At 63.5% G+C, this 14,751-nt stretch carries 13 protein-coding genes; 9 read left to right on the forward strand and 4 right to left on the reverse strand.

Features of this window, described 5'->3' with window-relative positions; translation table 11 throughout:
- Positions 1-39 precede the first annotated feature (39 nt).
- The 3 genes from CJ028_RS04210 to CJ028_RS04220 form a co-directional block, all read right to left on the reverse strand.
- Positions 40-2,136, reverse strand: a complete 2,097-nt coding sequence (locus CJ028_RS04210; RefSeq protein WP_105034015.1) for a S9 family peptidase — start codon at positions 2,134-2,136, stop codon at positions 40-42.
- Positions 2,137-2,197: 61 nt separating this feature from the next.
- Entirely contained in the window at positions 2,198-3,751 is a 1,554-nt protein-coding gene (locus CJ028_RS04215) for an HNH endonuclease signature motif containing protein (protein WP_129590376.1), read from the reverse strand.
- Between the two features lie 192 nt (positions 3,752-3,943).
- Positions 3,944-6,169, reverse strand: coding sequence for a UvrD-helicase domain-containing protein (locus CJ028_RS04220; RefSeq protein WP_105034017.1), 2,226 nt, complete (start codon positions 6,167-6,169; stop codon positions 3,944-3,946).
- A gap of 674 nt (positions 6,170-6,843) precedes the next feature.
- Here CJ028_RS04220 and CJ028_RS04225 point away from each other — a divergent pair.
- The 5 genes from CJ028_RS04225 (at position 6,844) to CJ028_RS04245 (ending at position 10,392) form a co-directional block, all read left to right on the forward strand.
- Positions 6,844-7,485: a hypothetical protein gene (locus CJ028_RS04225; RefSeq protein WP_105034018.1), complete on the forward strand. Its 642-nt coding sequence runs from the start codon at positions 6,844-6,846 to the stop codon at positions 7,483-7,485.
- Between the two features lie 115 nt (positions 7,486-7,600).
- Positions 7,601-8,410: an aminoglycoside 6-adenylyltransferase gene (locus CJ028_RS04230; protein WP_105034019.1), complete on the forward strand. Its 810-nt coding sequence runs from the start codon at positions 7,601-7,603 to the stop codon at positions 8,408-8,410.
- 131 nt (positions 8,411-8,541) lie between these two features.
- A complete protein-coding gene (locus tag CJ028_RS04235) occupies positions 8,542-9,297 on the forward strand; it encodes a hypothetical protein (protein ID WP_105034020.1) in 756 nt (251 codons plus the stop codon).
- On the forward strand, positions 9,294-9,815 hold the full coding sequence (locus tag CJ028_RS04240; protein WP_105034021.1) for an RNA polymerase sigma factor: 522 nt from the start codon (positions 9,294-9,296) through the stop codon (positions 9,813-9,815). Before CJ028_RS04235 ends, CJ028_RS04240 begins: the two co-directional genes overlap by 4 nt.
- Before the next feature lie 79 nt (positions 9,816-9,894).
- On the forward strand, positions 9,895-10,392 hold the full coding sequence (locus tag CJ028_RS04245; RefSeq protein WP_105034022.1) for a hypothetical protein: 498 nt from the start codon (positions 9,895-9,897) through the stop codon (positions 10,390-10,392).
- Between the two features lie 191 nt (positions 10,393-10,583).
- Here the strand turns inward: CJ028_RS04245 and CJ028_RS04250 are convergent, their stop codons facing one another.
- A complete protein-coding gene (locus CJ028_RS04250) occupies positions 10,584-11,111 on the reverse strand; it encodes a hypothetical protein (protein ID WP_205683930.1) in 528 nt (175 codons plus the stop codon).
- Positions 11,112-11,177: 66 nt separating this feature from the next.
- Here CJ028_RS04250 and CJ028_RS04255 point away from each other — a divergent pair, with 66 nt between their 5' ends.
- The 4 genes from CJ028_RS04255 to CJ028_RS04270 all read left to right on the forward strand — a co-directional run bounded on the left by CJ028_RS04255 (position 11,178) and on the right by CJ028_RS04270 (position 14,436).
- Positions 11,178-11,789, forward strand: a complete 612-nt coding sequence (locus CJ028_RS04255) for a GrpB family protein (RefSeq protein ID WP_105034024.1) — start codon at positions 11,178-11,180, stop codon at positions 11,787-11,789.
- A 166-nt stretch (positions 11,790-11,955) separates the two neighbouring features.
- Positions 11,956-12,687, forward strand: a complete 732-nt coding sequence (locus CJ028_RS04260; RefSeq protein WP_105034025.1) for a Type 1 glutamine amidotransferase-like domain-containing protein — start codon at positions 11,956-11,958, stop codon at positions 12,685-12,687.
- 256 nt (positions 12,688-12,943) lie between these two features.
- Positions 12,944-13,801, forward strand: coding sequence for a VanW family protein (locus CJ028_RS04265; RefSeq protein WP_240607079.1), 858 nt, complete (start codon positions 12,944-12,946; stop codon positions 13,799-13,801).
- Between the two features lie 188 nt (positions 13,802-13,989).
- A complete protein-coding gene (locus CJ028_RS04270) occupies positions 13,990-14,436 on the forward strand; it encodes a GNAT family N-acetyltransferase (RefSeq protein ID WP_105034026.1) in 447 nt (148 codons plus the stop codon).
- The last annotated feature ends 315 nt before the right edge of the window (positions 14,437-14,751 follow it).

Here is a 14,751-nt window from a genome sequence, read left to right on the forward strand (position 1 = left end):
CTCCACTTTAACCGATTGGGCGGGTTGCCTCTGACCCGCTCAGCCGAGCAGGCGCGGCCGCTTCCAGTCGGTGCCGTGCACGTGCAAGTCGAGAAAGACGAACACGGTCTGATACCAGACGACGGCGTGCTGCGGCTTCAACACCCAGTGGTTCTCATCGGGAAAGAAGAGGAACTTGTGCTGGGTGCTGCCGTCAGCATTGGCGTGGTGCTCGGCCAGTTCCGACCACAGTCGCAGGCTTTCGCCGATCGGCACCCGATAGTCGTGGTCGCCGTGAATGACCAGCATCGGCGTGACAATGTCGCGCACCGCCTGGTGCGGCGAGTTGTCGACCATGCCCTGCGCCGAGAAGATACTCTGCCAGTACTCGGAGTTGTCGGTCGTGCCATTGAACTGGTCGAGCGCCCAGAGACTCGCGTGGCTGACGATGGCACGGAACCGGTCGGTGTGCCCGGCGACCCAGTTGGCCATGTAGCCGCCGAAAGATCCCCCCATCGCTGCCGTGAGGGTCTCGTCAATCTCGGGGAGGGCTTCGGCGGCGTCGGTGATCGCGAGCAGGTCGGTGTAGGGCTTAGCGCCCCAGGCGTTCCAGCCGCGCGCGATGAAATCGAGACCGTAGCCGGTAGACAGCGCAGGGTCGGGCAACAACACCGCGTAGCCGCGGGCCACGGCGAGCAGTGGGCTCCACCGCCAGCTCCAGGCATTCCAGCTGTTCAGTGGGCCGCCGTGGATCCACAACAACAGCGGGGCCGGATGCTGCGCCGAGGCTCGATCAGGCAGCAGCAGCCAGGCGCGCACTCGCGCCCCGTCCTCGGCGAGAGTCTCGACCTCGGTGATCGTGCCGGGAACGTCGGGCAGCGCGGCCGGTGTAGCCAGCGAGGTAACGGAGCCGGAGCGGCTGATGCGCACCGGATGCGCCGGTGCGATCCACGAGGAGCGCAACGCTACGAGGTCGCCGGTCTTGGCGTCGACACACACATTCGTGTAGCTGAAGTCATCGGTGGTGAGCTGTTCGGGGGCCCCGCCGTCGAGCGGTATCCGAAACATGGGTCCGCGGCCGTTGTGATCGGCGGTGACGATGAGAGCCTCGCTGGAGTCGGTCGGTATGTCGAAGACCAGGCTGGTCGGCCAGCGGTCCCATTTGGACGCGAGGCGGCGCGGGTTTCCACCGTCGAGGTCGGCGACCCAGATTTCCTGGTCGGCCGGGCCCTCCGGCGTGCTGACTGCGGAACGCACGAAGGCGATCTGTCGGCCGTCAAGGCTCACGGCCGGCGACTCGAAGTCGACTTTCGGTTCGTCGAACAGGGTGGTCTGGGTGCCGGTCGCCACGTTGATCGACACCAGTACGTAACGGCCGGAGCGCTGCTCGGCCACCTGCAGCGCCACGATCAGCGTGGTTCCGTCGGGGGTCAGGGCCTGGCCGGCGGCGTCCATGGTGCGGCCGGGGGTGGGCGTCAAGTCTCGGGGACGTGGGAGGTCGGCAGGGTAGGGAGCGGGGGCATCCGCTTTGCTTTTGATAGTGGGAGTCGCGATCGTGTCGTGCAGATCAGCGAGGTCGAGCGCGAGCAGGTGCGGCTCGGCGGGGCCGAGGTCGTGGTCCCAGTGACGCACCGGGTAGCTCTCGTGCAGAATGGCCGCGACCTTCTTGTCGGTGCGCTCCTTGCGTGCGACGCTTTCCGATTCGAGGTCGGTGGCACTCGGCAGCAGGTCGGCGGCGATCACGAGCGACCGGGCTGCGGTCGCCACGGCGGCGATGCCGGATACTCCCCCGGTGAGTCGGGTGATGGCGCGGGCTTCACCGCCGGCTGCGGGCAGCAGCCAGAGCTGGGCGGCCTCGGCGTCCTTTTCAGAAGCGGCTGCGTCGGGCCGGCCGGAGACGAACAGAACGTCACCGGCGGCCGTGAACGCCGCCTGCGATTCGCCCTTCGCCGACCGGGTCAGGCGAGTGGGAATCCCGCCGCCGTCGCCAGCCACCGACCAGAGTGCCCGCTCGTAGCTGGTCTGATCGCGGGTGAGGGTGGCGACCGTGAGTACGATCCGTTGCCCGTCGGGCGAGAGCGCGAGGCCCTCGACGCGCGGCAACGCGATGTAGTCGTCGAGGCTGGAAAATGGCGTGGTGTGGGACTCCGCTGTCATGATTGCAGGCTAGCCGATGCGGATGGCCAGCCTCGTGCTCACCATGATTGGCTCGGCTTGGCTAGGTGCGCCAGGGTGGTTCGGGGCTGGGGGTGTTGGCGCGGTGGGTGTGGGCGGGGCGCCAGGTTTGGGTGGGGTCCCAGAGTAGGGGCCCACGTATTTGGGGTCTGTCGTTGGTCATGCGGATGTTCCAGCCGCTGGTGTCGATGGTGTGGTGGTGGAACCAGCACAACAGGGTGCCATTGGTGGTGGTGGTTGGTCCGCCCTGGTGGTGGGGTTGTATGTGGTGGACTTCGCACCAGCGGGCGGGGATGGTGCAGCCGGGGATGATGCATCCTTCGTCGCGGGCGGCGATCGCGGCTCGTTGCTTCGGGCTGAAGCAGCGCATTTTGTCGCCGAGGTAGAGGATGTCGCCGTTGGTGCCGACAACGATTTTTTGGGTGCCGCCGGCGCAGATGGCTTCTTTCACCCGGCGCAACGATACGGGGGCTTCGATGCCGTCGATCCAGCCGACTCCGCGGCCCTGGTCGAGGTCGGTGGCGTTGACGTGGATCGTCACGGTGGGAGCGGCGCCACCCATGGTCGGGGTCTTCGGGTCTCGCGCGGCGGATTCAAAGACCGAGCGGAGGATGTCGGCGCGTTTTTCGCCGGCGGTGCGGCGGTCGCCGTCGTAGCGGGTGTCGCCGCTGAATGGGTCGGCGCTGAATCGCTCACCGTCCACGCTCGAGTCGCCGACATCTAGGCCGTCCAACTCGGTGCCAGCGCCAGCGCCGTCAGCGGGGTCGGTGGGTTCGAACCGAGGTGTGCGCGACCGGGCCGACAGGTACGTGTCGAAGAGGGTGTCCATGATGCCGCGTAGTTCGGGGGTGACGTCGGCGCGCATCGGGTAAAGCCCGTTGCGCAGCAGCCCGAACGTGAGCGTGCTCTTCGCCTCGACGATGTCGTCGTTGGGGGCGGTGCCGTCGGGGTCGAGCCGGCCCTGCCACTCCAGGGCTTGCGCCCGCAGCAGGTCGGGCGCGAATCGGATGCCCGCCCCGGGCAGTCCGGCCGTCTCCGGGGTGATCGTTCCGGTTGCGGTGGCGACCAGGGCACGTTCAACATGGTCAAGGCCGTCCTGCAGAACTTTCCCGTGCAGCGCGGTCAACGTGGTGGCGATGATCTCCGCCGCCTCAATGCCGAGGTCGCCACTGACGAGGCCTGCGGCGATGACCGGATACCGGGCTGGCACCGGCAGGCCCAGCGGCGTGCGTTCCACCACGGTCTCGCCAAGTTTCAGGCGCCGTTTGGCTTCACGGCCGGAGATGCCGGCGAGCTGGGTGATGAATTCGATCCGGGTGCGGCATCCGTTTCTGTAGGCGAGCGACCCATTGCCGAGGTCGGTCTCGGCACGAACGCCAATGTCGGTGGTGGCTCGTAGTCTTGCACCATCAACCCTGCGACCCAGCTCTTCCAACGCCGCCAGCACCGCGACAGCTTCAGCATCATCGAGGTGACCAAACCGAGTTCCGTCTAAAACAGAGCCCAGCAATGCACCAGCCTGACCAATGACCGCAACCCGGGAACCCTCGGGTTCCGGCACAGAGCCGGCTGCGGCGGGCGGGGCGGTGAGGGTCATGGCGTCGGTGCCTCCTTCACCCACAATTATAATCCAAATCGCCCCTAAACGCGAGAAGATCTCAGTAATTATCTGAGGTTTTTTGCGAGATACATACGATGCACGATCGCTACAGGCTGCTTGGCACGACGACTTAAAGACTCGGTGACCGGCTTCTCCCCTGACCACGTGTGCAGGTCAGCGGTGCCATGCCTATGCGTCACCGAGCGGCGCGTCCCCCACCAGATACAGCCGCTGCGTCGCCCGGGTCATTGCGACGTAGAGCGCGCCGGCTCCACGCTCGGAGGCCGCGAGAATGGCAGCCGGGTCAACGACGATGACCGCGTCGAACTCCAACCCCTTGGCATCCTGCGGGGTGAGCAGCGCAATCTCGCGGCTGAGGCCAAGCGCCCCGACGCCGAGCAGATCGCCGAATTCAGCGCGCAGGGTGGATTCAAGGTCGTCGAGAGCGGCGTCGACGACGATCACGGCGAGGGTGCCGCCGGCGCCGAGGGCCAGATCGCGGCGCACCGCGACCGCGGCATCCGCTACCGTTTCGACCGGCCACTCGCTCGACCGCACCGTACGGGACGGCGTAATCGGCAACCGGTGCGACATCGCGACAGTCTCGGCCGCCGTAGCGATCTGACTCGGCGTGCGATAGTTCACGGTCAATTCTTCGAGCCGCCAGCGGTCGGCCTCCGGCGAGCCTTCAAGTACCGGTTGCAACGCCTCTTTCCAGCTGGCAGATGCCGCGGCGCTCGCCGCCTGCGCGATGTCACCGACAATCGTGAACGACCGGCGCGGACCGCGCCGCAACACCAGCCGCCACTGCATCGGCGAGAGTTCCTGCGCTTCGTCGATGACGACGTGTCCGAAGGTCCAGCTGCGATCTCGCGCCGCACGCTCACTGGTCGTGGCGCGTTCGTCGAGTTCGGCGCTGCGCGCGGCGAGGTCCTTCGCGTTGACCAGACCCTTCACCTGCATGTTCTCAATGGCCGTTTCGGCGTTCTCCACGTCGCGCTTGCGCTGCTCTTTGACCGCACGCTTCTTCGCCTGGTCGACCGCGTTATATTCACCGAGCAGCTCCGCCGCCTCATCGAGCAGCGGAATATCGGCGATCGTGAACTCGGCGTCCCGCGGCCGCGCCAGCAGTTTGCGCTGCGCGAACCGCCAGCGGGGGGTGAGTTCCTCCAGCCACTGCGGCCGCGCATAGAGGTCCTGCAGCAGTTTTTGCGGCGTCAACGGCAGCCAGGCGGTGTTCAGGGCGACCCGAACATCATCGGCCAGACGCAGGTCTTCGCGCAGCATCGGCAGGTCGGTGTCGTCCATCGACCGGCCCTGCTTCTGCAACTGCTCAAGCCACACCCGGGAGAGCGCGTTGATAGCGGTCTTCACAAAAGTGACTCTGGCCTCGTTGTGGGTCTTACCGGTGCCGCGAGCGCGTGCGATCGCATTGGCGACAAGCTCGGGCTGCAGCACGATGCGGTCGCCGTTCACCACCAGCTGCTGCGGGGCCGAAGGGGTGCGCTGCCGTGAATGCACGGCCCGCGCGATGAGGTCGGCCATGAACGCCTGACCTTTGAGGGCCGCGACGGCCGGGGCATCCGTTTTGGTGGCTTCGATGCCGGGAAAGAGCTGGCCGACGGTGTTGAGCACGACGCCGGTTTCACCGAGCGACGGCAGCACCGCCTCGATGTACTGCAGAAAGGAACGCGACGGGCCGATGATGAGTACGCCACTGTCGCGCAGCCGATCCCGGTGCGTGTAGAGCAGGTAGGCGGCACGGTGCAGCGCCACGGCGGTCTTGCCGGTGCCTGGACCACCCTGCACGACGAGAACACCGGCCAGCTCCGAGCGGATGATGCGGTCCTGCTCCGCCTGGATGGTCGAGACGATATCGGACATGTGCCCAGTGCGCTGCGCGGTGAGCGCTGCGAGCAGGGCACCCTCGCCCTGGTGCGTGGCGGCCGACGGGTCGGCAAGCAGGGCCGCGTCGAGGATCTCGTCTTCGATGCGGATGATGCTGCGTCCTTTGGAGAGCAGGTGGCGGCGGGCTCTGGCGCCGAGCGGCGTGGCGGCGGTGGCCTGGTAGAAGGCGCTCGCTTGCGGCACTCGCCAGTCCAGCAGCAGCGGCTTGTGGTCTTCGTCGCGCAGACCGACCCGGCCGATGTAGCGGTAGACCGAGTCGCCGGAGTCATCGGGCATGGTTTCCAGCCGGCCGAAGGCAAGTCGGTCGTCGACCTCGCGCAATTGCACGATACGGTCCTCGTAGAGGCGCGCGAAGGTGTCGCGTTCGCTGCGGGATTGGTGGTTACCGCCGACGTCCAAGCGGCGCACCGCTTTGAGCTGGCCTTCGGCCTCTTCCTGCAGCGCGTCGAGCCGCTCATACAGCGCCCGAACATAGTCCTGCTCTCGAACAAGCTCCTGGTCGATCACGCACGCACCCCTTAAACCGAAGTCCCTAGTTTAGTCGCGGTCAGTGTGGGCTTGGCTGTGTGTATTGAGCCGCCCAGGAAGGCTCGGCCAGGCACGCTTCGTTCCGGTGCGGCCTTGATCGGTGAACGCCATCTCGGCCGTCGTGCCGCGAGTGACGAGGACATCCCTCTGAGCCGGGGATCCTGCTCGTTGGTGGATACGGGCGCGTGGCCTTCCGGTCCAACTGTTGGACCGTACCGTTAAGCCCTCTTGACCGGGAATTTTATCGGACAGGGCTTACGGGAGTGATGCGGCCCCGAAACTCTGCGGATCACCTGCGGCGCTCCGTGCGTGTTTGAGTGTCCCGGTCACCGTCGCCCTTGCGGGCGGAGAGCCGCGGTACCGTCGATGACATGATTACCACCGCTTGACTTCGCCTTCGGCCTTGACGCCGTGCTGATGTGGGCCATCCCCCACGCAACAACATCCGGCCGACTTGTGGTTTGATCAACAACGTGCGCCATTCCGTTTCGAACCGACACCGTCCGAGCACCGTCGCATGGTTGTCCCTCGCGGTGTGCGGCACGCTCACTGGTTGCGCGGGAGCAGTCCCGGCGTCGGACGCGGTGTCACAAGTGTCGGCGCGCAAGGCAGTCGCTAACGTCTCTCGGGGTCTCTACCGTGAGGGGACGGACGTGATCGATGACTATGCCCGCTGGGCTGACACCGACACCGAGAAATCGACCGTAGTCGAGTTGATCGGCTACGAACCATATCCCGGCGCGATCCACGGCGAACCAGTTGGAGCGCTGCAGTTTCGTGCGACGATACAGCCCACCCCGAACGAAGGGCCGCACGTCGCTTGCTTTGAGTCGCAGTTCGATTTCTGGGGCGTCGCGACCGAGGAGCCCGGCGAATGGAGCGACGACACAGCGGTCGCCCACGACATCGCTTGCCCGCCGGACGCAAAGCGCATCCCCCCTCCGGTAGACACCCGCTTGGTTGACGTTGTTCCCGACGGAGCGGAGGCTCTCGTCGTCGAGGTGCTGACAAACGCGCCGTCCGCGGCATCCGCTGACGACATAGTCGCCGAGATCGTCAAGCGAATGCCGCAGCCGACCGGTGAGCGTCAGGTCGCGTTCGATCCCGAGGCGACGGTAGTCGACGGCGACATCGGCTTCGCGATGGGCGATGGGGACGACTGCCTGCTCGTGAAACGAGACGTCGACGGCGTGCAGGTGTTGCAGGTGCCCAAGATTCTGCTTCAGCCCGGAGAGCTCGGGTGCGCAGCCGGCACGGCGCTCCAGCCGGGCGACCAGCTACGGTCCCCCCACTGACCCAGAATCTGGGCGCCCGGCAATCGCCCCGATTGGCCGCGGATCCGTCGCGCAGGGGGTTCCCCTTGTGGGCGGCCGCTGCTGCTGGGTGCGTACTCTGTGGAAAGCTGGAGGTGTGGAGTACGACAACGCAATCGACACGCTGATCGCCTGGGCGCAGAAGAGCGAGAACGTGCGCGCGATGGTGATGACTGGGTCCGCAGCCGCCCACGAGACGCACCCCCTGTCGGATCGCGATATCGAGATCTACGCCACGGACCCGACACCGCTCCTCGCAGACGATTCCTGGTGGGATCAACTTGGGGAGGTGCTCGTTGTCGAACGCTTGGCAACCCCCGGTTGGCACCCGGCCCGCTTGGTTTACTACATCGGGGGCAAGCTGGACCTGACCGTCATCAGGGCTGACGCGCTGCCGATGATCCGCCATGAGCGGCCTTTCACCTTCCTCGTGGACAAAGACGGTCTTTCCGGCTCACAGCACGTGGCTGCGGTGATGTCTTCCTTGCCCGACGAGGCGGCATTTCAGGAGCGACTGAACTGGGGGTACGCGGCCGCACTGATGTGCGCGAAGGCAATCGTCCGAGACGAGCCATGGTCATGCAAGATTCGAGACAGAGATCTGAAAGCGTCACTGCTGACCTTCATCGAGTGGGATCATTACGCGCGGCACGGACTTAACTACGACGTGCGCTTCCTGGGGTCCCGCATGCGGCAATGGATGGACGCCGACGTGCAGCAAGCGCTTGAACAGTGCTGGGCACATTTCGACGCGGTGGACTCTGCCAAGGCTTTGCGCGCTTCGATCGCCTTGTTCGCCAGGCTTGGCAGGCGTCTCGCGGACGGCCTTGGTTTCCGGTCCTTCAACCACGAAAGCGTCCACCGCGAGATCGAAGTCATCCTCGCCATGCGTCCGGATGCCCGCTAGGGGTTCCCCAAATGACACAGCAGGATGTCGCGGTCGACGTCCGGCTTACGGGCAGCTCCTGCAGAATATCGACTCAGGCAGATGTTTCGGTCGATTTGTCACGTTATGGCCTTTCACTCACATGAGTAGGTATGGACGAAATGACGGATGAGGTTGACGCACGCATTCGTGCGCTCGGGCAGTTGACGGCGCATGCTGGGGCGCAGGAAGCCGCGCGGGCCTTGGTCGTGGCGCTTGAAGCACCAGAAAATCGGCTGGCGGCGGCAAAGACACCTGCCCGGCAGCGGCGTGGGTTCACCCGACGTCGGTGGATCTGGACCGGGAGCCTCATTGCCCTGGCTGGCTTGGGGGTAGCGGTCCCGGCAGCCGCATTAAGCTCCTGGCTCGCGCGCACCGGCGAGTTTGGCGATCCCCAGACGAGTACCGAGGTGGACGAAACCGAGTGGATCCTGCTCGGTGCCGACGACGCACCCCAGGTGGTGGTCGAGGCGTACCCCGACTACCTGACCCTGCCGGATGGAGTTCCGGCAGAGGCAGCGATCGCCAACGTGTCCGGAATCTTCGACCGGCTCAACACCGAGTCCGCAGGACAAGGAATCTTCCAAGAAGGCTTGTTGACCCAAACGTATGAGGGTTTCGCGATCTGCGCGTGGACCGGAGATTGGCTCACCGCGCAAAACGCCTCCGATTCTGCGCGCGAGCAACTCGCCGTCGACTGGCTGAGCGACACCGACAACTTTCGAACAACTGTGGCCAGTGATGGCGGCGGCGTCACGGATCGCCTCCTGAGCTTTGCTGCGGGAGCGCGCGACGGCGACGTCACGTTGGTGGAGACTGCTTATACCGAGCAGAACTGCGACACGAGGCTGGGTGGGGGAGAACGATGAACTATGAATCCACGGCGGTCGCACTGTCGGAGGCCATTTCTGACGACGTGGAGAGCTTCATCCGGTCGATCGCGGATGAACTGCTCGGCTATTTCGCCCGCCGCGTCGTTCCGCACGAGGACGCCGCCGATTGCCTCTCAGAGACCCTGCTGGTCCTCTGGCAGCGCAGCAATCGGCTTCCCGCGGAGCACGGCGACCGGCGTGCGTGGAGTTACGGAATCGCCCACCGCGTCCTCGCGGCGCAGCGGAGAAATGGTTTGCGACAGCTCTCCTTGGCGACTCGACTGCGCGAAGAGCTGCAGTTTCGGCCACTGGCTTCTGAGTCCGGTGACGATGAAGCGATCACTGCGCTTGCGTCGCTTTCCGCACGCGATCGAGAACTGGTGACACTCGTGGTCTGGGAAAAGCTGACCATCGCGCAGGCGGCCACGGCCCTAGGCATCAAGGCAGAAGCGGCCCGGGCCCGATACTCCAGGGCACGCCGCAGCCTTCGCTTGCGCCTCAGCGCACCTGTCTAATACGCATATGTCAACCGCAGACACAAAGGCAGATGTGGCAGAGCCGCTCAGCCGTATAGGCTCGGAATGAGGTACTCAAATGGTGACAAACAGAACGACCCGGTTCGGCCTGATGGCCATAGCGTTTATCGGCGCCGCAACAGCACTGAGCGGATGTCAGGTCGCCTCAGCTGAAGAGACGGCCCTCGCTGACATATCCAGTCACCTCAATGAAATACGGGCCGCAGTCAACGACAAGCTCGTTACATTGGCGCCTGATGAGGCGTTCCGATTGGACCCGGCGGTGGTCCACGACCTTCGCGGTCTGACCGCAGACGAGCTACGCGGTGTCGGTGCCCCGTTCATATACGCGCTTGAACAGTCCCCTGACTACCTGGGTGTTGACCTCCTAGTTGTCGGCACGGGTAACGAGGGCGGTTTCAGCAACGCAAATAGATCCTTCTACAGCTGCGTGCTAATCGAGGGAGTACCCGGTGTGGGCGAAAGCCAACTCGTCGACAGGGAATGCCCTCAGGAAATCATCGACGAGTATGTCTATAGCTATACGGCGGTGAAGCTCAGTCAACTTGACGTCTAAGACGCGCGTCCGCGATCACCGGACAAAGGGTCCTTCGGGACAATAGTCATTGCTTCCGTACGGCAATCCTCTTTGGGGCAATCGTCCCGTACGGGGTTCCGCTTACGCGGCATCTCACCTCAGACGTGAACGTGATTGGGTTCACGCAATTCGTGTCCGCTGGCCGTCCCTGAATTGGACCGTGCCGATGGTCACGCGGCCGAGCAGCTGAACTGAAGCATCGCGCCATCGCTGTAGACGTAGTTCAGGCCCGTGAAGCCGTGCTCGCCTGCAAAGTCTGTACGCAACTCATGCCCGTCCGTGAACTGATACAGGGTACTGAACAGAACCTCGCCGGCTGTATCGGTTACGACGACGTTCACGACACGCCCCTCAGGTGCGTCTCCGACGAAGGTGACCCCAAGCGTCATTGCGGGAAACGTCTGGGCTTCGGCCTGCCCGAACCCCTCAACTCGTGGAACAGCCAAAGTTTCCGAGAGAGCGCCCGCCATCGTCGCCGCATCAGGGCGGTACTGGGTAGCGCAGGTCAGCGAGGCGGGGAGGCTAGCTGTGCTTGAGCAGCTGACCAAGCCAGCGCACACGATGCCGGATAGGAGGAAGTCGCCTATGCGACGTTTCCCCCAGTCACTCATGCTCACATCGTAGGCGCAATCGTTCGACGGGCCATGGCGCACCCATGCCAAAAGGACAATCGCTGTCGCATTTGGCGTTCCGATCACGGAGCGCTTTACCGCCAGGAGAGTGTGCAGAGCTCAGAAGCGGAAAGGATCAGTGAGAATAGGGCCATGCCACACCCGAACGACATCGTGACGTTTCACGAACCACCTGTTCCCGAAGGGCAATCCCCCTATGTTTCTGGCGCCGGACCATCACTGGATTTCGACATAGTCGACTGGAGTGTTGCATGGCCCGGGCAGTTCCAATTACTCGCCAAGGAGATCGAGGATGCTCTGGGCTGGCGCGCGCTGGTCATCGAACATGTTGGTTCGACTTCCGTTCCGGGCCTCCCCGCCAAACCGATTATTGACATTGACCTGATCGTCGCCGACCCAAACGATGAGGCGTCATACGTTCCGGCACTTGAACGTGCCGATTTCGAACTACGGGTTCGGAAACCTTGGTGGTTTGGACATCGCGTCCTGCGCCACTTGGAGCCGGCTTGCCATCTGCACGTCTTTGGCTATGACAGTCCCGAGGTAATCAAGCATCGAATCTTCCGCGACTGGCTTCGTGCCAATCCAGATGATCGCGTTCTCTACGCAGATACCAAGCGTGAAGCGGCAGCTTTGTCACGGGCCGCCGGCGAACATTCCATGCAGTACAACGCCCGCAAGGAACTCGTCATCAAAGAGATTTACTGTAAAGCGTTCATCGCCACAGGTTTACTCAAGGCTTAGGAACTACTAAAGGGACGCGCCGTCCCGCAAAGCGTTCGGCTTACGGGCAGTGACCAAGCCGATTCCGGTCGCTGGCTCCGGTCGAATTCCTCACCTACGACGAGCTAGCGGTCGCGGGTTCCTCGTTTGCGTCCCAGCATGTGTCGCCACCGATAAGTTGGCAGCCATGAGTATCTTCCTTGTCGGAGGCGGCCCGGACACCGCTACTTCCTCCGAGATATTTGACCAGTTTGTTGACGAGGTACTTGAACGAGGAGCGACGAGACACCGAGTTCCAAAAATCGTCGTCGTTATCTTTGACGAGGGAGGAAGCGCGACGCACTTTCTGCCGGCCTATACAGCACCGCTCGAAAGCCGCATGCCGTGCGAAATCCGACGAGTGTTGGTGTGCCGTGACAGACAGGTGGAATCGGCCAGCTTCGATGACGTCGATGCGATCCTTGTCGCAGGCGGCCCGACTCCCGCCTATTTAAATGCTCTCCAGACATCGATCGACGCGATCGCGAGTGCGATCGTACAAGGAGCTTCCTACATCGGGTTTTCGGCGGGCGCGATGATCGCACCGAAGGTGGCCTTGATTGGGGGGTACACGATGAATGGAACAGAAGTCTGCACCGAAGAATGGGCGGAAGGGCTGGCGGAGATAACGCTGAAGGCTGGCCTCGGCGTGGTCCCATTCACGGTCGACGTTCACGCAGCCCAGGCCGGAACCCTCGGTCGGGCGCTTTCCATAGTCGTCAATGGTCTCGCTGATCGGGTCGTTGCCATTGACGAGAACACGGCGGTTGTCACAACGCTCCACGACCCTTCCAGCATCAGGATCGTCGGGGGTGGCAATGCGTGGACGTTCGAAGCATCTGATGGGCAAGTCACAAGTTCGATTCGGAGGGCGAATTAATCTCGTCCAGTGACGGTACCTTTTCCGACGGGTTCCGCGCCCGTAAGGGGTTCCCCATGCGGAACGGGCACAACTCGGCGGCTCGCGTAGCCCCCTCTCCAGGACTTGTGCGGACGGCCGTGCTGCCCGTCCTGGACGAACGAACGAACGAACGAGGTCTTGCGCTGAAGGGGTGCGCTGCCGTTCGGTCGTCCCGGTTGCACTATTCCTTCGCGGCTGCGACGATCGGCATGGGGGAATGAACACGATGGCACGAATGCTTTTTGGCGATATCTCGCCGTTCACCTATCGAATCTCGCTGCGCAAGATGATTATGCTCCGCCACATTCGCAATTTGGTCCACCGCGTACGATTCGCTATTCAGCGGGCCGAGCCACTCCCAATGCTGCTCTATAGCCACAATTCCCTGATTCGCCGCACGCTCGGAAACGTCGACCTCCAGCTGCAGGAGAACAAGGCCGTAAACCTGTCGCTGGCAGCCCCACACATCAACGGCGTCCTCATTCGCCCGGGTGAGACCTTCTCGTTCTGGCACCTCATCGGGGCGACGACCGCCGGCCGCGGATACCGAGATGGCCTCACCATCAGCTCGGGACGGGCCACCTCGGGCCTGGGCGGCGGAATCTGCCAATTCACCAACTTGCTTCACTGGATGGTGCTGCACAGCCCACTCACCATCACGGAGCACCACCACCACGACAGCCTGGACCTGTTTCCCGACTTCAACCGGCAGATCCCATTCGGCACCGGGACATCGGTGATGTTCAACTATCTCGACTACCGAGTGCGAAACGACACCGACCAGGAATTTCAGTTCGTCGTGACGACCACATCGGAGTATCTGGTGGGCGAACTGCGCACAACGACGGCACTTTACGTGAAGTTCCACATCCATGAGACCGAGGCCTACTTCTATGAGCACGACGGCGAGGTCTACCGGCACAACTGCATTTATCGCAGCACACGGTCAAAGGTCACCGGCAATGAGCTCGAGCGCGTGCTACTGATCGAGAGCGATGCGCGAGTGGCCTACGACCGGACCCTGATCACGGGCGAAATTCGACCACAACAACAGCGGGCAAAACTTTTAGCACTACAGGAGCAGCGGACATGATTGTGCTCCAGCATTCGGCGTAACCCTCGTGAGCGGGGTGCGGCCGGCGCTGCCTCCTGGCCACAGCACTCTTGTCCTTGCAGGTTCAAGCGAGAGCGCGCCGACATCCGACTTTTCATCGTCCCGTGGGGGGTTCCGCTGTGGCACCCAGCTGCGGCGGTCCGGCTCGGCACAGGTAGCCTCTCCCTATGGAAGATAAGTTGACCATTTCGATCGCCACCCACGCCGACGACGCTGTCGCGGAAGAGATTCGCCGATTGCTTCCGCAGCTGTCACAGACAGCTATGTTCGACAGAGAAATTCTCAATCGGATGCTGGAGAACGAGTCAGTCGATCTCTTCCTTGCGCGGCTCGCTGGCCGGGTTGTAGGAATGGCCACCCTCGTAACGTTTCCAATCCCGACTGGGGTCCGAGGTCACATAGATGACGTTGTGGTGGACGAACTCACCCGTGGCCGAGGGATCGCTTGCGAATTATTGACCGCGATGATTGCCAGAGCGCAGGCGTTGGGAGTGCGGAGCCTAGACCTGACGTCGCGCCCATCCAGAGAATCCGCGATCCGGCTCTACGAGGCCTCCGGATTCGTGCGCCGTGATTCCATTTTGTTTCGATACCAGCCCATCGATTCTCTATGAGAGATTCCCTTCCGGGCGCACGGAAAACAAAGCCCTGAGACTGCACATTCGCGGAACCGTCCCGTAGGGGGTTCGGCTTACGGACACTTCGTCCGCGCCCAGCGCGCGTTGCATTTCTCCTTTCAGGGCAGCCGCCGAGCGTCCCCCCTTGTGGGCACAAGCAATCGATTCACGACGAGCGCCGTGAACGGGTCGCTACGCTGAGTCGATGATGTACGCATGGAACGGGCCGGTGTGACCGGCATCCTCTGGTCGATACCTCTCGACATTCTGGGCCGGGTGGAGTCGAAGTACACGGCAGTGCAGGTGAAGCGG

The sequence above is a fragment of the Cryobacterium aureum genome (assembly GCF_002954245.1).
GTDB lineage: Bacteria > Actinomycetota > Actinomycetes > Actinomycetales > Microbacteriaceae > Cryobacterium > Cryobacterium aureum.

Excerpts from the sequence above, each read along its gene's own strand:
- CJ028_RS04210 (WP_105034015.1), bottom strand. The coding sequence starts at position 2,136 with ATGACAGCGGAGTCCCACACCACGCCATTTTCCAGCCTCGACGACTAC.
- CJ028_RS04215 (WP_129590376.1), bottom strand. The coding sequence starts at position 3,751 with ATGACCCTCACCGCCCCGCCCGCCGCAGCCGGCTCTGTGCCGGAACCC.
- CJ028_RS04235 (WP_105034020.1), top strand. The coding sequence starts at position 8,542 with ATGGACGAAATGACGGATGAGGTTGACGCACGCATTCGTGCGCTCGGG.
- CJ028_RS04240 (WP_105034021.1), top strand. The coding sequence starts at position 9,294 with ATGAACTATGAATCCACGGCGGTCGCACTGTCGGAGGCCATTTCTGAC.
- CJ028_RS04245 (WP_105034022.1), top strand. The coding sequence starts at position 9,895 with ATGGTGACAAACAGAACGACCCGGTTCGGCCTGATGGCCATAGCGTTT.
- CJ028_RS04255 (WP_105034024.1), top strand. The coding sequence starts at position 11,178 with ATGCCACACCCGAACGACATCGTGACGTTTCACGAACCACCTGTTCCC.
- CJ028_RS04260 (WP_105034025.1), top strand. The coding sequence starts at position 11,956 with ATGAGTATCTTCCTTGTCGGAGGCGGCCCGGACACCGCTACTTCCTCC.
- CJ028_RS04265 (WP_240607079.1), top strand. The coding sequence starts at position 12,944 with ATGCTTTTTGGCGATATCTCGCCGTTCACCTATCGAATCTCGCTGCGC.
- CJ028_RS04270 (WP_105034026.1), top strand. The coding sequence starts at position 13,990 with ATGGAAGATAAGTTGACCATTTCGATCGCCACCCACGCCGACGACGCT.